Raw genomic sequence first — 18,040 nt, forward strand, 5'->3', positions numbered from 1 at the left:
TCGAACTTCCCAGGCGACCGATTCCGCGCCGTTCCGAGGACGGATACCCCCCGGCGCGCCCCCGACCCACCCACCGGACCCAAGGCGCCCCAACCCCCACGGCGGGAAAGCCGCACCATCCCGTCGATACCCTGACCGCATGACCTCTCAGCAGCCCAGCCCCAGCCGCCGCCTCGTGCTCGCCTCCCAGTCCCCCGCCCGCCTCAACCTTCTCCGCCAGGCCGGCCTGTCCCCCGAGGTGATCGTCAGCGGCGTGGACGAGGACGCCGTGTCCGCCCCGACCCCCGCCGACCTGGCCCTCGCCCTGGCCGAGGCGAAGGCCTCCGTCGTGGCGGCGAAACCCGAGGTCAAGGGCGCTCTCGTCATCGGCTGCGACTCGGTCCTCGACCTCGACGGCGAAGCCCTCGGCAAGCCCGCCGACGCCGAGGAGGCCACCGCCCGCTGGAAGTCCATGCGCGGCCGCGCCGGCACCCTCCAGACCGGCCACTGCGTCTACGACACCGCCACCGGCCGCTACGCCTCCGCGACCGCCTCCACGGTCGTCCACTTCGGCGACCCCACCGACGAGGAGATCGCCGCGTACGTCGCCTCCGGCGAGCCCCTCCATGTGGCGGGGGCGTTCACCCTCGACGGCCGCTCGGCCCCGTTCATCGACGGCATCGACGGCGACCACGGCAACGTCATCGGCATCAGCCTGCCCCTGGTCCGCCGCCTGCTGGCCCAACTGGGCGTGGGAATCACGGAGTTGTGGACGCCTCGCGAGAGGTGACAACCCCGTCCGGCCGGTCGTACGTCATCAGCGTCAGCAGCACCAGCCCCAGCCCCACCATCATGAACGCGAACGCGCCCCACCCCACCAGCCCCACCGTGAGCGCCCCGAGCAGCCCGTGCACGACGGCCACGCTGATGAGCAGGATCCGCCCGAGCCCGGCGGCGGGCCGGTTGCGCAGCGCGACGAGCAGGGCGACCACGCCGCAGAAGACGAAGTAGAGGCCGAAGAGAACGCCCCCGGCCTTCGTCGACACGGACATCGCGTCCGGATCGAGCCCGGCGAGCGACATCTTCTGCCGGTCGACGACGGTGCCGAGGAGCCACTGCAGCCCGGCGATCCCGAGCCCCTCCACGAACAGCACGATCGCCGTGACCACCGCCACCGGTCTGCGGATCACCGGCCCCCACCCACTTCCACTGTCGTCCTGCCGCTCTCGCCGTGCGTGCACGCGGCTCTCTCCGCGCCTCGCACAACCACCCGTTACCCCAAGTAGGTGTTCGAGACATCGTGAACGCTACTAACGGGTAAACCCCGGGACAAGGGTTCTCACGGGAGCAAAGAATCGTTGGGCCATTAGTAGGGACTCCACAAAGAAACCCAACCGGCCGCAGCGCTGCCGCACAGAGACCTTGACCACATCGGAGGGCTAGGGTTTCCGAGTGGAGTCCTGCGCAATGCTGTGCGACAAGGGATTTCGCCGGTCGAGCGAGCCCCGGTTCACGCTCCGTGTGGGCAAGCTCACCATTGTGGACGGGTCGAAACGCCGTGTCGGCAGTCCCTAAACTCGGCTTGTTTCAAGGAGAGGGAGCCATCGTGCGCAAGGTGTTGATCGCCAACCGAGGCGAAATCGCTGTCCGCGTCGCCCGGGCGTGCCGGGACGCCGGGATCGCGAGCGTGGCCGTGTACGCCGATCCGGACCGGGACGCGCTGCATGTGCGGGCCGCGGACGAGGCGTTCGCGCTGGGCGGTGACACGCCGGCGACCAGCTACCTGGACATCGCCAAGGTGTTGCAGGCCGCGAAGGACTCCGGTGCGGACGCGATCCACCCGGGTTACGGCTTCCTCTCGGAGAACGCGGAGTTCGCGCAGGCCGTCCTGGACGCGGATCTGATCTGGATCGGCCCGCCCCCGCAGGCGATCCGCGACCTGGGTGACAAGGTGGCGGCCCGTCATATCGCCCAGCGTGCGGGCGCCCCGCTCGTGGCGGGCACCCCGGACCCGGTCTCGGGCGCCGACGAGGTCGTCGCGTTCGCCGAGGAGCACGGTCTGCCGATCGCCATCAAGGCGGCCTTCGGCGGCGGCGGCCGCGGCCTGAAGGTCGCCCGCACCCTGGAGGAGGTCCCGGAGCTGTACGACTCCGCGGTCCGCGAGGCCGTGGCGGCCTTCGGCCGGGGCGAGTGCTTCGTGGAGCGCTACCTGGACAAGCCGCGTCACGTGGAGACCCAGTGCCTGGCCGACAGCCACGGCAACGTGGTCGTCGTCTCCACCCGTGACTGCTCCCTGCAGCGCCGCCACCAGAAGCTGGTGGAGGAGGCCCCGGCGCCGTTCCTCTCCACGGCGCAGAACGCCGAGCTGTACGCGGCGTCGAAGGCCATCCTCAAGGAGGCCGGCTACGTCGGCGCCGGCACGGTGGAGTTCCTGGTCGGCACCGACGGCACGATCTCCTTCCTGGAGGTCAACACCCGCCTCCAGGTGGAGCACCCGGTCACCGAGGAGGTCACCGGCATCGACCTGGTCCGCGAGATGTTCCGCATCGCCGACGGCGAGGAGCTGGGCTACGACGACCCGCCGCTGCGCGGCCACTCCCTGGAGTTCCGCATCAACGGCGAGGACCCGGGCCGGGGCTTCCTCCCTGCCCCCGGCACGGTCACCACGTTCACCCCGCCCGCCGGCCCCGGTGTCCGCCTGGACGCGGGCGTGGAGCCCGGCAGTGTGATCGGCCCGGCCTGGGACTCCCTCCTGGCCAAGCTGATCGTCACCGGCGCCACCCGGCAGCAGGCGCTGCAGCGCGCGGCCCGCGCCCTGGAGGAGTTCCAGGTCGAGGGCATGGCCACGGCGATCCCCTTCCACCGCGCGGTGGTCACCGACCCGGCGTTCGCCCCCGAACTCACCGGATCCACGGAGCCCTTCACGGTCCACACCCGCTGGATCGAGACGGAGTTCGTCAACGAGATCAAGCCCTTCGTGGCCCCCACGGACACCGCCGAGGCCGAGGACGAGTCGGACCGCGAGACGATCGTCGTCGAGGTCGGCGGCAAGCGCCTGGAGGTCTCCCTCCCCTCCGCCCTCGGCATGACCCTGGCCCGCACCGGCCTCGCGGCGGGCGCCAAGCCCAAGCGCCGCGCGGCCAAGAAGTCCGGCCCGGTCGCCTCCGGCGACACCCTCGCCTCCCCCATGCAGGGCACCATCGTCAAGGTCGCCGTCGAAGAGGGCCAGGAGGTCAACGAGGGCGACCTCGTCGTCGTCCTCGAAGCCATGAAGATGGAACAGCCCCTCAACGCCCACCGCTCCGGCACCATCAAGGGCCTCAGCGCGGAGGTCGGCGCCTCCATCACCTCCGGCGCGGCCATCTGCGAAATCAAGGACTGACCCGCACGTGACACCCCCGCGCCCCTTTGCTTTTAGGGGCGCGGGGAACTGCGCGACCAGCCACATCCGACCGGCACCCGCGCAACAACCCCTATCACCCGAGCTCTTAGGCTGAAGACGCCACGCAGCGAAGAGAGCAGGTGAACGCCAAGGTGAGCACCACCCCGGCCCGGCCCCCCGCAGAGGCACCCGCGGGGACGACCCGGCCCATGCGAGCCGACGCCCGCCGCAACCACGAGCGCCTCCTCACAGAGGCCCGCCTCGCCTTCGCGGCCCATGGCACCACCGCCTCGCTCGAGGACATCGCCCGCCGGGCAGACGTGGGCATCGGCACCCTCTACCGCCACTTCCCCAACCGCCAGGCCCTGCTGAGCGCGGTCTTCGAGGAAGCCGTGGCCGACCTGCTGGCCAGAGCCCGAGAACAACTCGACGCGGCCCAGCCATGCGCGGCCCTGGTCACCTGGCTGCGCGACATCATCACCCACGCGGGCGAATACCGAGGTCTCGCCCAGGCCCTGATGGCGGTCTCATACACCGACTCCCGCGCCGAGGACGGGAACGCCTCGGAGCTGGCCCGGTGCTGCGCCCCCATCCGGGAGGCGGGCACCGCTCTCCTGCGGCGGGCACAGCAGGCGCACGCCGTACGCGACGACGTGTCCATCGGCGACCTGCTCCAGCTCACCCACGCGATCGCGCTGGCGGCCGAGGAAACCCCGGACGATCCGGAGTTGGCCGACCGCCTGCTGACGCTGACCTTGCGCGGCCTGAAGCCGTGACCGGCGCGGCGGCGCGGCCTACCGGCGCCGAAGGTCCGCGACCCGAGCCGCGCGTTCCCGCTCCCGCTCACCGGCCGGCGGCTGGTCCCCCAGGACCGTGGCGCTGCGCAACTGCGGCGCCGAGCCGTGGACCTGGTTGCGGCGGGGACCGGGAAGAGGCACGTCCCGGCGCGACTGGCGGGCCGGGACGGGATCACCTCCCGTACCACCGCCGCCCGACGCGCCGGCCACGGAGATCTGCACGCCCTGATCGGCCAGGGCCTGCAACTCGGTGACCGCGCGGTCGTCGTGGCCCGGCGGGTCGTCGGTGACCAGCCGGGTGATCACATCGGTCGGCACCGTCTGGAACATCGTGTCGGTACCGAGCTTGGTGTGATCGGCGAGGACGACGACCTCGGCGGCGGCCTGGACCAGCGCGCGGTCGACGGACGCCGACAGCATGTTGGACGTGGACAGGCCGCGCTCGGCGGTCAGTCCGCTCCCGGAGAGGAAGGCCTTGGAGACGCGCAGCCCCTGGAGGGACTGCTCGGCGCCGGAGCCGACCAGGGCGTAGTTGGAACCGCGCAGGGTGCCGCCGGTCATCACGACCTCCACACGGTTGGCATGGGCCAGCGCCTGAGCCACCAACAGGGAGTTGGTGACGACGGTCAGCCCGGGGACCCGCGCGAGCCGGCGTGCCAGCTCCTGCGTGGTGGTCCCCGCCCCGACCACGATGGCCTCGCCCTCTTCGACGAGGCTCGCGGCGAGGTCGGCGATGGCCGTCTTCTCGGCGGTCGCGAGATGAGACTTCTGCGGAAAGCCGGACTCTCGCGTGAACCCACCCGGCAATACCGCACCGCCGTGTCGGCGGTCGAGGAGTCCTTCTGCCTCCAGAGCGCGCACGTCCCGCCGTACGGTCACTTCGGAGGTCTGGACGACGCGGGCGAGCTCACGGAGCGACACGGCTCCATTGGCCCGCACCATTTCGAGGATCAATTGGCGACGTTCTGCAGCGAACACGAAACTGACAGTAACGCCAACGACCATCTGCTTTCAGCAGTTTGCGCCGAATAGCAGAAGTTGTTCGCATGGTGGGGCGAGAAGTGATATAGGGCCCAACCGGGACAGGAACGGTCCCGGACCCGCCCAGGTCCGGTCAGACCCCGCCACCGGACTTGCGCGTGTGCAGCTGGCGCGCGACCTCGGCGATCGAGCCCGACAGGGACGGGTACACGGTGAAGGCGTTCGCGATCTGTTCCACGGTCAGGTTGTTGTCGACCGCGATCGAGATGGGGTGGATCAGTTCCGAGGCGCGCGGGGAGACGACCACACCGCCCACCACGATGCCGGTGCCCGGCCGGCAGAAGATCTTGACAAAGCCGTCCCGGATGCCCTGCATCTTGGCGCGCGGGTTGCGCAGGAGCGGCAGTTTCACCCCGACGGCGTCGATGATCCCGGCGTCCAGGTCGGCCTGGGTGTAGCCGACGGTGGCGATCTCGGGATCGGTGAAGACGTTGGACGACACGGTCTTCAGGTTCAGCGGGGCCACGGCGTCGCCGAGGAAGTGGTACATGGCGATACGGCCCTGCATGGCGGCCACGGAGGCGAGTGCGAAGACACCCGTGACGTCACCGGCGGCGTACACGCCGGGGGCGCTGGTCCGCGACACCTTGTCGGTCCAGATGTGCCCGGACTCCTTGACCTTGACCCCGGCCTCCTCCAGCCCCATCCCCGCGCTGTTGGGGATGGCGCCGACGGCCATCAGACAGTGCGAGCCGGTGATGACCCGCCCGTCCGCGAGCGTCACCTCGACCCGGTCCCCCGCCCGCTTGGCGGACTGGGCCCGGGACCGCGCCATGACGTTCATGCCGCGCCGCCGGAACACGTCCTCGAGGACGGCGGCGGCGTCCGGGTCCTCGCCCGGCAGCACGCGATCACGGCTGGATACGAGCGTGACGCGCGAGCCGAGCGCCTGATAGGCGCCGGCGAACTCGGCACCGGTCACACCGGACCCGACCACGATCAGCTCTTCGGGCAGCTCGTCCAGGTCGTAGACCTGCGTCCAGTTGAGGATCCGCTCCCCGTCCGGCTGCGCGTCGGGCAGCTCACGCGGATGCCCACCGGTGGCGATGAGCACGGCGTCGGCGGTCAGCGTCTCCTCGGACCCGTCGGCGGCCCGTACGACGACCTTGCGCGACCCGTCCAGATCCTGCTGGCCGTCCAGTCGGGCGCGCCCGCGCATGACCCGCGCGCCCGCGCGCGTCACCGACGCCGTGATGTCGTGCGACTGCGCCAGCGCGAGCCGCTTCACACGCCGGTTGACCTTGCCCAGGTCCACCCCGACGACACGCGCGGGCGTGTCGATGTGCGGGGTGTCGTCGGCGACGATGATCCCCAGCTCCTCGTACGAGGAGTCGAAGGTCGTCATCACCTCGGCCGTCGCGATGAGGGTCTTCGACGGCACGCAGTCGGTCAGCACCGACGCCCCGCCCAGACCGTCGCAGTCCACGACGGTCACCTCCGCGCCGAGCTGCGCGGCCACCAGCGCCGCTTCATATCCGCCGGGTCCGCCACCGATGATCACGATCCGAGTCACGTACTCCATTGTCCCGTACGACGGCCGATGCCACTTCGTCGGGGTGCGGGCGCTCCTGATTCCGGGCGCGCTCTTGCTTTTGAGGGGCGCGGGGCTGTGACATATGCGGCTCCGCCGCGCGGGCGCGACCAGCCACAACGCACCCGCGGCCGCCACACCACAGCCCCCGCCACCCCCTTGGGCACCCGGCCCGAAGCGGAGCGCTCCCGTACTCTCTCCCCCATGTCGCTCTACGCCGCCTACGCCGGCAACATGGACGCGCGGCTGATGTCCCGCCGCGCCCCCCACTCCCCGCTGCGCGCAACCGGCTGGCTGAACGACTGGCGGCTGACCTTCGGCGGCGAGCACATGGGCTGGGAGGGCGCGCTCGCCACGGTCGTCGAGGCGCCGCGCTCCCAGGTCTTCGTGGCGCTGTACGACATCGCCCCCATGGACGAGGAGGCGATGGACCGCTGGGTCGGCGTCGGCCTCGACATATACCGCCGGATGCGGATCCGCGTACACACGCTGGAGGGCCAGGAGGCGGCCTGGGTCTACGTCCTCAACGGTTACGAGGGCGGCCTGCCCTCGGCCCGCTATCTGGGCGAGGTCGCGGACGCGGCGGAGTCGGCGGGCGCGCCCCACGACTACGTGATGGAACTGCGCAAGCGCCCCTGTTGAGGGCCGGCCGAAGGGGGCGAGGCACACCCTCGGCCCGAACCCGCTGTTGGAAACGACAAGACAACGATCCCCATCCCGTGCGGCCCATCATCTACGCGCGTAGGCCGGGACCGGATACCCTCATCGCGTGAACGCATCTCTTCTTCCGGACGACATCCAGGGCGACCCCCATGCCGCCGCCGACACAGCAGCCGCGCGCCTGCGCGAGCTGACGGGTGCCGAGACCCACGACGTCGCCCTCGTGATGGGCTCCGGCTGGGCCCCGGCCGTGGACGCGCTCGGCGCCCCCGAGGCCGAGTTCCAGGTCACCGAGCTGCCCGGTTTCCCGCCGCCGGCGGTCGAGGGCCACGGCGGCAAGATCCGCTCGTACCGGATCGGTGACAAGCGCACGCTCGTCTTCCTGGGCCGCACCCACTACTACGAGGGCCGCGGCGTCGCCGCCGTGGCGCACGGCGTCCGTACCGCCGTCGCCGCCGGCGTCAAGACGATCGTCCTCACCAACGGCTGCGGCGGTCTCCGCGAGGGCATGCGGCCCGGCCAGCCGGTCCTGATCAGCGACCATCTGAACCTGACGGCCACGTCGCCGATCATCGGCGCGAACTTCGTGGACCTCACGGACCTCTACTCCCCGCGCCTGCGCGCCCTCTGCAAGGAGATCGACCCCTCTCTCGAGGAGGGCGTCTACGCGCAGTTCACCGGCCCCCACTACGAGACCCCGGCCGAGATCCGCATGGCCCGCGTCATCGGCGCGGACCTGGTCGGCATGTCCACGGTCCTGGAGGCCATCGCCGCGCGTGAGGCGGGCGCGGAGGTGCTGGGCATCTCCCTGGTCACCAACCTCGCCGCCGGCATGACCGGGGAGCCCCTCAACCACGAGGAGGTCCTCCAGGCGGGCCGCGACTCGGCGACGCGCATGGGTGAGCTGCTGACCCAGGTACTGAACCGGCTGTAGGCGAGGGCTCCGCGGCGCCCTCGCGGGAGATTGCGGGAGAACGCGGGAGAGCTCGGGGGGATGCGGCTTGTACGGCGGGTGCGGGTGGGTTGTGGTTGCTCGCGCAGTTCCCCGCGCCCCTGAAAGACGCCGGGCGCGACCCATGCCGTCAAGGGGCGCGGGGAACTGCGCGACCAGCCCCCACCCACCCGCACCCGAACAGCCCACCGCGGCGGGGGCGAGGACAATCGGCCCCACACACAGGCACAGAACGAGAGGTTGACCCCCCGTGCACGACGACCTGATCGCCCGCGCCAAGGCGTGGCTGGCCGAGGATCCCGACCCGGAAACCCGTGCCGAACTCGCCAAGCTGATCGACGGGGCGGACACGGCGGAACTCACCGCCCGCTTCTCCGGCACCCTCCAGTTCGGCACGGCAGGCCTCCGCGGCGAACTCGGCGCCGGCCCGATGCGTATGAACCGTTCGGTCGTCATCCGCGCCGCCGCGGGCCTCGCCGCGTACCTGCGCGAGAAGGGCGCCACCGGTGGCCTCGTCGTGATCGGCTACGACGCCCGCCACAAGTCCGCCGACTTCGCCCGCGACACGGCCGCCGTGATGACCGGCGCCGGCCTCCGCGCGGCCGTCCTGCCCCGCCCCCTGCCCACGCCCGTCCTGGCCTTCGCCATAAGGCATCTGGGCGCGGTCGCGGGCGTGGAGGTCACGGCCAGCCACAACCCGCCGCGCGACAACGGCTACAAGGTCTACCTGGGCGACGGCTCGCAGATCGTGCCCCCGGCCGACGCGGAGATCGCCGCCGAGATCGCCGCCGTACCGTCCCTGAACGACGTCCCCCGCCCCGAGGCCGGCTGGGACACCCTCGACGACACCGTCCTGGACGCCTATCTGGCCCGTACGGACGCGGTCCTCGCCCCCGGCTCCCCGCGCACCGCCCGGACGGTCTACACGGCCATGCACGGCGTCGGCAAGGACACGCTCGTCGCCGCGTTCGCCCGGGCCGGCTTCCCCGAGCCGGTGCTCGTCGCCGAGCAGGCCGACCCGGATCCGGACTTCCCGACGGTCGCCTTCCCCAACCCGGAGGAGCCGGGCGCGATGGACCTCGCCTTCGCGAAGGCCCGTGAGACGGACCCCGACCTGATCGTCGCGAACGACCCGGACGCGGACCGCTGCGCGGTGGCGGTGAAGGACGGCGCGGACTGGCGGATGCTGCGCGGCGACGAGGTGGGCGCGCTCCTCGCCACGCACCTGGTCCGGCGCGGCGCACGCGGCACCTTCGCCGAGTCGATCGTCTCCTCCTCCCTCCTCGGCCGGATCGCCGAGAAGGCGGGCCTCGCCTACGAGGAGACCCTCACCGGCTTCAAGTGGATCGCCCGCGTCGAGGACCTGCGCTACGGCTACGAGGAGGCCCTCGGCTACTGCGTCGACCCCGAGGGGGTACGCGACAAGGACGGCATCACCGCGGCCCTTCTCATCACCGAACTGGCTTCCGAGCTCAAGGAAGCGGACCGTACGCTCCTCGACCTCCTGGACGACATCGCCGTCGAGCACGGTCTGCACGCCACCGACCAGCTCTCGGTCCGCGTCCAGGATCTCTCGCTCATCGCCCGTGCGATGGAGCGGCTCCGCGAGCACCCCCCGACCGCCCTCGCGGGTCTGGCCGTCACCAAGGCCGAGGACCTCACCCGGGGCACGGACAGGCTCCCGCCCACGGACGGCCTGCGCTACACCCTCGACGGCGCCCGCGTGATCGTCCGACCCAGCGGCACCGAGCCCAAGCTGAAGTGCTACCTGGAGGTCGTGGTGCCGGTCGCCGCCCACGCCGATCTCCCGGCGGCCCGCGCGAAGGCGGCCGGCCTGCTGACCGGGATCAAGCAGGACCTGTCGGCGGCGGCGGGTATCTGACCCGGCCCCGGACACACGGAGGCCCCAGCCGGTGATCCGGCTGGGGCCTCCGTGTGTCCGGGGCCGGGGAACGGCTGGGGAGCGTCCGGGGAACGGCCAGGGAGCGGCCTGGGAGCGGCCTGGGAGCGAGTTACGGCGCCAGCACCAGCGCCGCCACCCACGCCACGGCCAGCACCACGCTCAACGGCCACAGCGGCAGGCCTCGGCCCGCGTACTCCCCGCCGGGCCGCAGCGCGGGCTCCCGCCACATGGCGGTGATCTCGGCGGCGGTCCTCTCGTACGGGTGGACGAGGCGCAGCTTCCGCTCCAGCCAGTGCCAGCGCTCCGCACGGACCGTCCAGGTCGGGAACGACGCCCGGAGGCTGTCCACCGTCAGCACGGCACCGGAGCACTGGACGGTCATGAGGTGGTCCCACTCGATGTGCCGTGTCCCCCGCCAGTCGTTCAGCCACAGGCCCGCGCGGTCGGCCGTGATGCGCCAGGCCAGCATCTGGGGCAGCACCAGGACTCCGAAGACGCCGAGGACGCCACCGAGGACGTACTGCTTCAGCCCGTTCGGGTAGAGCCCGATGACGACGATCGCCACGATCATGAAGAGGGCGGCGGTCCAGTCGGGCCACCCCGCGCGCCAGCGCCGCAGGGGTACCGGCTCGTCGCCCAGCCGCGCCCTGCTCTCCGTGGCGGCCGTGGCACGCAGCTCCTCGTGGACCGCGCTCCGCCTCGCCCCGGCCTGCTGCGCGGCGGTCCGGCGCCGTACGGCCCGGTCGGAGAGCGGCCGCACCGGCCCGGTCGACGACTCGACGACCAGCTCCGCGGGCGAATCGCCGGGCCCCTCGGAGCCGTTCGCGTCCGCTCGCTCTCCCGGCTTCTCCAGGTCCACCGGCCCCTGCGGATCCCCCGGCCGCTCCGACTCGCCCGGTCCGTCCGGCCCCTGAGGTCCCTCCGGCGTCTCCGGTCCCTCCGGCGTCTCCGGTCCCTCCGGCGTCTCCGGTCCCGCCGGCTTCTCCGCCGCGCTGACGATCACGACCTCGGCGCCCTCGTGCGGCGGCCCGTACAGCACGGCCTCGCGGAGGGGGCCGGGCTGCTCGTCGTCATCGTCATCGTCGTCGTTCTCGCTGGTGCCGAGGAGTTCGTCCAGCTCCTCCTCGCTGACGCGCTCCTCGTCCTCCTCGTACCACTCCTCGGCCGCGACGGTGAACAGCGGCCGCAGTGCCGCCACGTCGTGGGCGGCGAAGACCTCGGCGTCGCCGTCGGCGCCGTCGCGTACGAGCACCCGGAGCACCGGCACGGGAGCGCCCCGCAGCGCGGCGGCCCGGCGGCGGCCCAGCCACCCGGAGAGCAGCGAGGTGAGCCCCCAGCCGGCCACGAACCAGCCGACGAGCGTGACCTCGTGCCGGTCGGTGGCGACGTCCCAGCCGGAGACGAGGGAGAGCAGCCCCGCGCCGAGTACGGTCAGCACGCAGCCGAGCCCGCTGAGGAACCGGCCACGCCGCAAGGGCCCCGCCTCGTCCGGCACCGTGGCCGTCGCGCCCTCGGCGGCCGACAGGGCCCACTGCCGCTGGAGCCTGCGCTTGCTCAGCCGGATCTCGGCCATGGCCCAGGTGAAGGTCACGGCGAGGGAGCCCAGCAGGGTCGCCACGTCGCGGCTGCCCCCGTGCCAGGCCAGCAGGAGCAGGAGAACGGGCGCCGAGAACCGTACGACCTCGGGCCTGACCAGGGTCCAGACCAGTTGCAGCGGGACCAGCGCGGCGAGGGCGGCGGGCACGCCCGCGAAGTTCGCCAGCCAGAAGCCGACGATCAGGCCGCCGGGGACCACGGCGAGGAGGTGCAGGGGTCGCGTACGGGCCGGCACCCACACGGGCGGCCGGGTCCGCGCCCAGACCTCCATCTTCTCCCCGCTCCAGGCGACGCAGCCCTCGGGCACGGCGGACGCGGGCAGCCGTAGCGGCGGTGGGGGCCCGGGCTGGGGGTGGGGCTCAAGGTTCGTACTCATCGTTCTGTGGACACTCCGGCCGCCGTGGCCCAACGCATCCCGGTTCATGGGGTGTTGGGCTGTCGCATGCTTCCCGGACGTCTCGTCCGGCACGTTTCACGCCACCATAGAACAGATGTCCGGAGCCATTCCCCCCAGAAGCGCCCGGCATCAGGTGTCCTGTCGCCCCCTTCACTGTCGGGACACCGCCGGGGCCGGGCGCGGGTTCGTCAGACGCGCACGAGGTAGCTGAAACCCGTGTCCGGCCCCACGCACGACTGCAGAGTGAGATCGCCCCAGTAGAGGCCGGCGGCGGGCACGCCCCGGCCGGGGGTGATGTGGTGGGCGTAGACCTCGTACGTCCAGGTGCCCCGGACGGTCGTCAGCGTGACACGGCTGCCGACGGGCAGGCCGGCGAACCGGTCGAAGCCGCGGCAGTGGTCATGGCCGACGATCACCAGGGTCAGCATCTCGTAGCCGTCCTCGCGCCCGATCTCGGGCCCGGCCCACTGCACGGCGTCCCGGCACGCGTCGACCTCGTCCTGCCCACCGCGCACGACATACGAGGACCAGGCCCCGATCCGCAGCACGGCCCGCCCGGCCACCGGGGAAGGACCGGAGGACGAGGGCGCCCGACGCCGGGCGGAGGGGGTCCGGCTGGGCTTACGGGAGAGGTCGGGCCCCTTGATGCCGGTGGCGGCGGCTGCCGGGGTTCCGGGGGCGGGGGGCGCGGTGGTCCGGCCGGGCCGCGGGGAGGCGGAGCCGGACGGGCGAGTGGGCTCCGGGCGTGGGACACCGTCGGGGGAGGCGGCCTGGGGCGCGGCGGCACCGGACGGCTTCGCGGCGCTCGGCACCGCGTGGCCGCCGGACGCCCCACGGGACACCTGGCCGCCGTCCGGGGCGCAGGAGACGGCGAGGGCGGCCGCAGCGAGCACGGCGAGGCTCCTGGCGGCCGCTCGCCCCCGGCCCGTCACCCGAACCGGCCGTTCACGTAGTCCGACGTCCGCTCGTCTCGCGGGGCGTTGAACATCGCGTCCGTGTCTCCGTGTTCGACGATCACGCCGGGGGTGCCGTGCGAGGCGAGGAAGAAGGCGCAGTTGTCGGAGACGCGGGCGGCCTGCTGCATGTTGTGGGTGACGATGACGATCGTGACCTCGTCCTTGAGTTCCGCGATCGTCTCCTCGATACGGCGCGTGGACGTCGGGTCGAGGGCCGAGCACGGTTCGTCCATCAGCAGCACCCGGGGCCGGACGGCGAGCGACCGGGCGATGCACAGGCGTTGCTGCTGGCCGCCGGAGAGCGCGCCGCCGGGCTGGCGGAGGCGGTCCTTGACCTCCTTCCACAGTCCGGCCTTGGTCAGGCACTCCTCCACCAGGTCGTCCTTGCCGTCGCGGGAGGACTTGATGGCGTTGAGCTTCAGCCCGGCGAGGACGTTGTCGTAGATGGACATGGCGGGGAACGGGTTGGGCTTCTGGAAGACCATGCCGATCTGGCGGCGGGCGTGGGTGATGCGGCGGCCTCGGTCGTAGATGTCCGCCTCGTCCAGGAGGACGTGCCCGGCGAGCGAGGCCGAGGCGATCAGCTCGTGCATGCGGTTGAGGATGCGCAGGAAGGTCGACTTGCCGCAGCCGGAGGGGCCGATGAGCGCGGTGACCTCACGCGCGGGCATGGTGAGGGAGACCCGGTCGAGGACCTTGTGGTCGCCGAACCACGCGGACACGGAGTCGGCGCGCAGGGTCGCGGGCCCCCGCCCGGAAACGGCGGCGACGCGCGGCTGGACAAGGGTGTCCGTGAGGTCGTCGGCCGTGGGGCCCGGGGCGGAGCCGGGGGTGGTGGCGGTGGTGGCGCTGCTGTCGGTGGACATGGGTGGGGTCAGCTCCCGTACGGGGTCGGATGGTCGGGCGATTCGGCGACGCGCCGCTTCACAGCAGGTTCGGCAGGAGTGCCGTGATGGCGCGGGAGTCCGCGAGGCCCAGGGCCGCGAGGAGGGGGCCCGCGCAGATCCAGGTCTGCCAGCGGCCCCAGACGCGGTACGCGACGACCGTGACCAGTGCGACGACGAGCAGGCCCTGGGTCCACAGGAAGACGGCGAGCCAGGCGCCGGCGTCGCCGGCCAGTGCCTGTTCGGACGCGGCGATCCAGCCGGAGCGCAGATCGCGCGGCGGGTGGGGCTGCGCGGGGGTGATCAGCCTGGCGTCGACACGCAGCACACCGCTCGGTGTGTACGGGCCGCCGGTGGCGGTGATCAGCGTGAGCCGGCCCTGTCCCCGGCCGGGCGGGGCGGGGAGTTCGTCGCCGGCCCGCCGGATGCCGGTGACCTCGTAGACGGACTTGCCCTGAGCTGTCGTCAGCTCGAACCGGGTGCCGTTCGGCAGGTCGTGCAGATGGTTGAAGGGGCTGCCGTACGCCCACTGGCGGCCCATGATGACGACGGTGCCGGCCTGGCCGGGCAGCGGGGTGTCGCGGCGGTGGCCGGGTCCCGACATCAGCACCTGGGAGGTCGTGCCCTCGGCTACGACCTCCCTGAGATCGAGGGCGGGGATACGGAGCAGCGCCACGGGCGCGCCGGTCCGCAACAGCTTGCCCTCGAAGTCGCGCTGGCCCACGGGGGCGGTGCCGAGGGCGAGTTGGCGGCGCAGTTCGTCGTACGCGGTCTGCTGGTCGCGGGCGTGTTGCAGATGGCCGACGACGGTGAGGTTGGCGGCGAACCCGAGGAGGACCGCGGCCAGGACGCACAGGGCCGCCCCGGCGAGTGCGAGCCCGGGGCGGGCGGGGGGTCTCGGCGTCCCGGACCGCTTCGGGGGCGGCGGGGCGGCGGGGGGCGGTGCGGTGAGCTGTGCGTTGGCCGGTGGGGTGGGCGGATCGGCCGTGGGTGGCGCGAGCACGGTCACGGGGTGCGCTCCTCGAAGCGGGGTGGGTGGTACGGCGGGCGGGGGCCGGGGGCGCGTCGGCGGGCGCCCCCGGAGCCCGGCCGGTCAGGGGTGCTGTGGGCTGTCGTCGCCGAAGACCAGCAGGCCCTTGCGGCGCATGTGGATCACGAGGGCGGCGCCCGCGCTGACGAGGGCGAGGGCGGTCAGGCCGATGGCGCCGGCCTGGGCGCCGGTGGACGCCATGGAGCCGCCACCGCCACCGCTGCCGCCCGTGCTGCCGCTGCCGCCGGTGTCACCGCCGCCGGTGCCGCCGCCCGAGTCCGTGCCGCCGCTGTCGGTGCCGCCGCTGTCGGTGCCCTCGGTGGCGGACGGGTCGGGGGCGGGGCTCTGGTCCCCGTCGTCACCGGTCGTGAACGCGAACGCGACGCTCTTGCCGTCGGTCCTGTCCTCGGCGAGCGTCAGGGTGTGGTCGCCGTCCTCGATGTCCTCGGGGACGGTGAACCCGTACTTCTCGACGGTGCCTTCGGCGTTCGCGGTGGCGTCCTTGAAGGTGGCCTCGTTGTCGGCGAGCGTGACCTTCACCTTGGCGTCCTTGGTGTAGCCGCGGGCGGTGATCTTCACCTTCTGGCCGGGGGCGAGGTCGGGGTTGTCCTCCAGGGCGGTGCCGTTCTCGTCGGTCACTTCGAGGTCGGCCTCGGGGTCGGGGACCTCGTCGCTGCTCGTGAAGGTGAAGGAGGCCACCTTGGTGGCGTCGCCGTCCTCCTTGAGCGAGAGGGTCTGTTCACCGTTGGGCAGCTTGTCGGGCACGGTGAACACGTAACCGTCCACGGCACCGCTCGCGTTGACGGTCGCGTCGGTGAACTTCTCGGTGCTGTTGGTGAGCGAGACGGCCGCCTTGGCGGCCGGGGTGAGTCCCTGGACCGTGATGTTCACCTTCTGGCCGATCAGGAGGGTCGGCTTGGTCCCGAGGGTCTTGCCGTCCGTGTCCTTGACGGTGACGACGTACTGGACGCTCACCGGCTTGCCGGCCTGCGCGGCGCTGTGGGCGTCGGGGTCGGTGGGGGTGAAGTCGGCGGTGTAGTGGGTGACGCCGCCGACCGCGGGCGCCTTGAGGGAGAGTTCCGCCTTGCCGCCGGTCACCGGGGCCGTGCCGAGCGAGGTGCCGCCCTGCTTGAACTCCACCGTGCCGGCCGCCCCCGCGGGGGTCACCGCCGCGCTGAGCTTGAAGTCCTCGTTGACGGCCGGGCGCTCGGGGGCCGTGGTGAGGGCGAGGGTCGCGGGCACCTGGTCGATCTGGGTCCAGTCCTCGCCGGTCACGCGGACCTTCCTGATGAAGACCGCTTTGCTGCCCGTGAAGGAGCAGTGCAGCACCAGCGTGTAGTCGCCGTCCAGGGAGCCCGTGGGGATCCACGCGCGCAGCGCCGTCTGCAGCGAGGTCGCCTTGACGAGGGGCGGGTTGGCCGTCGAGATGAGCGGCAGGTCGATGGGCCCGGTGGTGAGGTCGCGGGTCTCCTTGACGCCCTTGGCGAGCGGCTTGCTGTAGGCGTTGAGGTCGGTGCCCGGGTTGCCCGGCTGGAGGACCTTCACCGCGGTCAGGTTGGCGTTGGTCGAGGTGCCGGCCGGGCACGGGGCGTCCGTGGTGGCCGAGGCCGCGATGACGTCGGCCGCGATCTTCCCGGTGGCCGGCCGCAGGCTGAAGGAGCCGAGCCGCTGGTAGTCGATCGCCTGCGCCTGGCCGGAGAACGCCAGGACGGTGGCCAGCGCCGCGAACAGCACCGCGCAGCTGGTCAACAGCGCCACGGGTGATCTGAGGTGTGCCGGTCGACGGTTCATGTCGTGTTCCCCCCGCGGGGTTTCGGTCGGGATGGGATACGCCGCCGGGCCGGGCACCCGTGGGGTGCCCGGCCGTTGTGCGACGGGTGGCGGGCGCTGGTCAGCGCTCGCCCTTGAGGGCCGGGTCGGTGGTGTCGCCGCAGTGGTCGATGCGGCCGAAGCCGTACTTCTCGATCACGCTCTGGCCGGCGGAGACCGCGGTGCAGACCTTGGAGTCGGTGCCGGTGAACACGGCGTCGATGACCGGGTCGGTCAGCTTGGCGGTCGGGACGACGTTGTAGACATCGCGGTTGTAGACGAAGCCGGTGTTGAGCGTGCCCTCCGCGGTGAAGGGCTCGCTGCCGTCGATCCTGCCGAGGGCGGTGGCGCCGTGGCGGTCCTCGACGACATTGGTGACCTGGGAGATGTACTGGGCGATGGAGTAGGGCGCGATGTCGCCCGCGGTGTCCAGGGCCAGGCCGTTGTGCTCCTGCATGGTGGCGACGCAGGAGCCGACCTGGGCCTCCGTCACGCCGATCCTGCCGAGGAAGAAGGTCCGGGTGCCGGAGTTGAGCTGGGGCAGCAGCGGGGTGAGGGTCACGCCGTTGAGCACCCGGGCGCCGGCGTCGCAGCGGAAGATCGCCGCGAGCTGGGCCGTGGTCAGGTCCAGGTCGTTGTTGAGGGCGCTGTCGTCGCGGACGGCGACGGAGACCGCGTCCTTGGCGAACGGGATGAAGGTCAGGTCCTGGCTGGTGCTGGTGTCCGCCGGACCGCGCGAGGAGCGGGCGAAGTCCAGGCAGCCCGAGTTGGTGTCGACGGCGGTGTTCAGCGCGGTGACACCCGCCGACGAGCCGTTGGGGCGCGCGATCTCGCAGTTGACCTCACGCGTCTTGACGGTGCCGGTCGGCGTCGCGTTGTACGAGGCGATCGTCCGGCCGCCGTCCACGGCGTCACCGATGCCGTTCAGGACGTCCTGGGTGGTGTCCGAACCGGCTCCGGCGAGCACCCGGTAGTCACCGGCCGGCGGGTCCGCGAGGGCCGGGGCGGCGAAGACGCCGACGCCGAGAACAGCGGCACCGAGGACGGCGCCGAGACGTGCACGGGAAATGACGTTCACTGTATTTCTCCTCCGTGGTAACGGATACCGGCAAAAACAATTCCG

15 protein-coding genes are annotated in these 18,040 nt (G+C 72.2%); 6 read left to right on the forward strand and 9 right to left on the reverse strand.

Annotated features, from left to right (window positions below):
- The first annotated feature begins 139 nt into the window (after positions 1–139).
- A complete protein-coding gene (locus JIX56_RS16020) occupies positions 140–769 on the forward strand; it encodes a Maf family protein (RefSeq protein WP_257541291.1) in 630 nt (209 codons plus the stop codon).
- Here JIX56_RS16020 and JIX56_RS16025 read toward each other — a convergent pair.
- Positions 738–1,169, reverse strand: a complete 432-nt coding sequence (locus JIX56_RS16025; protein ID WP_257541293.1) for a hypothetical protein — start codon at positions 1,167–1,169, stop codon at positions 738–740. The two genes, JIX56_RS16020 and JIX56_RS16025, sit on opposite strands and share 32 nt — an antisense overlap.
- 416 nt (positions 1,170–1,585) lie before the next feature.
- On the opposite strand from JIX56_RS16025, the gene JIX56_RS16030 reads away from it, so the two are divergent.
- Positions 1,586–3,361, forward strand: coding sequence for an acetyl/propionyl/methylcrotonyl-CoA carboxylase subunit alpha (locus JIX56_RS16030; protein WP_257541295.1), 1,776 nt, complete (start codon positions 1,586–1,588; stop codon positions 3,359–3,361).
- 209 nt (positions 3,362–3,570) lie between these two features.
- On the forward strand, positions 3,571–4,137 hold the full coding sequence (locus JIX56_RS16035) for a TetR/AcrR family transcriptional regulator (RefSeq protein WP_257541297.1): 567 nt from the start codon (positions 3,571–3,573) through the stop codon (positions 4,135–4,137).
- Positions 4,138–4,155: 18 nt separating this feature from the next.
- Here the strand turns inward: JIX56_RS16035 and JIX56_RS16040 are convergent, their stop codons facing one another.
- Both JIX56_RS16040 and JIX56_RS16045 read right to left on the reverse strand, forming a co-directional pair.
- Positions 4,156–5,163 carry a DeoR/GlpR family DNA-binding transcription regulator gene (locus tag JIX56_RS16040; protein WP_257541299.1) on the reverse strand — a complete coding sequence of 336 codons (1,008 nt, stop codon included), beginning with the start codon at positions 5,161–5,163 and terminating at the stop codon, positions 4,156–4,158.
- A gap of 109 nt (positions 5,164–5,272) precedes the next feature.
- The gene (locus JIX56_RS16045; RefSeq protein ID WP_257541301.1) at positions 5,273–6,721 is read right to left on the reverse strand and encodes an NAD(P)H-quinone dehydrogenase; all 1,449 of its coding nucleotides are present in this window, start codon (positions 6,719–6,721) and stop codon (positions 5,273–5,275) included.
- 213 nt (positions 6,722–6,934) lie between these two features.
- Here JIX56_RS16045 and JIX56_RS16050 point away from each other — a divergent pair, with 213 nt between their 5' ends.
- The 3 genes from JIX56_RS16050 (at position 6,935) to JIX56_RS16060 (ending at position 10,224) form a co-directional block, all read left to right on the forward strand.
- On the forward strand, positions 6,935–7,372 hold the full coding sequence (locus JIX56_RS16050; protein WP_257541303.1) for a gamma-glutamylcyclotransferase: 438 nt from the start codon (positions 6,935–6,937) through the stop codon (positions 7,370–7,372).
- 127 nt (positions 7,373–7,499) lie between these two features.
- On the forward strand, positions 7,500–8,324 hold the full coding sequence (locus JIX56_RS16055) for a purine-nucleoside phosphorylase (protein WP_257541305.1): 825 nt from the start codon (positions 7,500–7,502) through the stop codon (positions 8,322–8,324).
- Between the two features lie 268 nt (positions 8,325–8,592).
- Positions 8,593–10,224: a phospho-sugar mutase gene (locus tag JIX56_RS16060; protein WP_257541307.1), complete on the forward strand. Its 1,632-nt coding sequence runs from the start codon at positions 8,593–8,595 to the stop codon at positions 10,222–10,224.
- Between the two features lie 130 nt (positions 10,225–10,354).
- Here JIX56_RS16060 and JIX56_RS16065 read toward each other — a convergent pair whose 3' ends face one another.
- From JIX56_RS16065 to JIX56_RS16090, 6 genes are all read right to left on the reverse strand, one after another.
- A complete protein-coding gene (locus tag JIX56_RS16065) occupies positions 10,355–12,217 on the reverse strand; it encodes a hypothetical protein (RefSeq protein WP_257541309.1) in 1,863 nt (620 codons plus the stop codon).
- 209 nt (positions 12,218–12,426) lie between these two features.
- Positions 12,427–13,131 carry a hypothetical protein gene (locus JIX56_RS16070; RefSeq protein WP_257541310.1) on the reverse strand — a complete coding sequence of 235 codons (705 nt, stop codon included), beginning with the start codon at positions 13,129–13,131 and terminating at the stop codon, positions 12,427–12,429.
- 35 nt (positions 13,132–13,166) lie between these two features.
- On the reverse strand, positions 13,167–14,060 hold the full coding sequence (gene pstB / locus JIX56_RS16075; protein WP_257541312.1) for a phosphate ABC transporter ATP-binding protein PstB: 894 nt from the start codon (positions 14,058–14,060) through the stop codon (positions 13,167–13,169).
- A gap of 58 nt (positions 14,061–14,118) precedes the next feature.
- A complete protein-coding gene (locus tag JIX56_RS16080; protein WP_257541314.1) occupies positions 14,119–15,087 on the reverse strand; it encodes a sortase in 969 nt (322 codons plus the stop codon).
- 84 nt (positions 15,088–15,171) lie between these two features.
- The gene (locus JIX56_RS16085) at positions 15,172–16,899 is read right to left on the reverse strand and encodes a hypothetical protein (RefSeq protein ID WP_257541316.1); all 1,728 of its coding nucleotides are present in this window, start codon (positions 16,897–16,899) and stop codon (positions 15,172–15,174) included.
- Positions 16,900–16,999: 100 nt separating this feature from the next.
- Positions 17,000–17,995 (reverse strand): substrate-binding domain-containing protein, encoded by a 996-nt coding sequence (locus JIX56_RS16090; protein ID WP_257541318.1) that lies wholly within the window; start codon positions 17,993–17,995, stop codon positions 17,000–17,002.
- Positions 17,996–18,040 lie beyond the last annotated feature (45 nt).

The organism is Streptomyces sp. CA-210063 (assembly GCF_024612015.1).
In the GTDB taxonomy this organism is placed as follows: Bacteria; Actinomycetota; Actinomycetes; order Streptomycetales; family Streptomycetaceae; genus Streptomyces.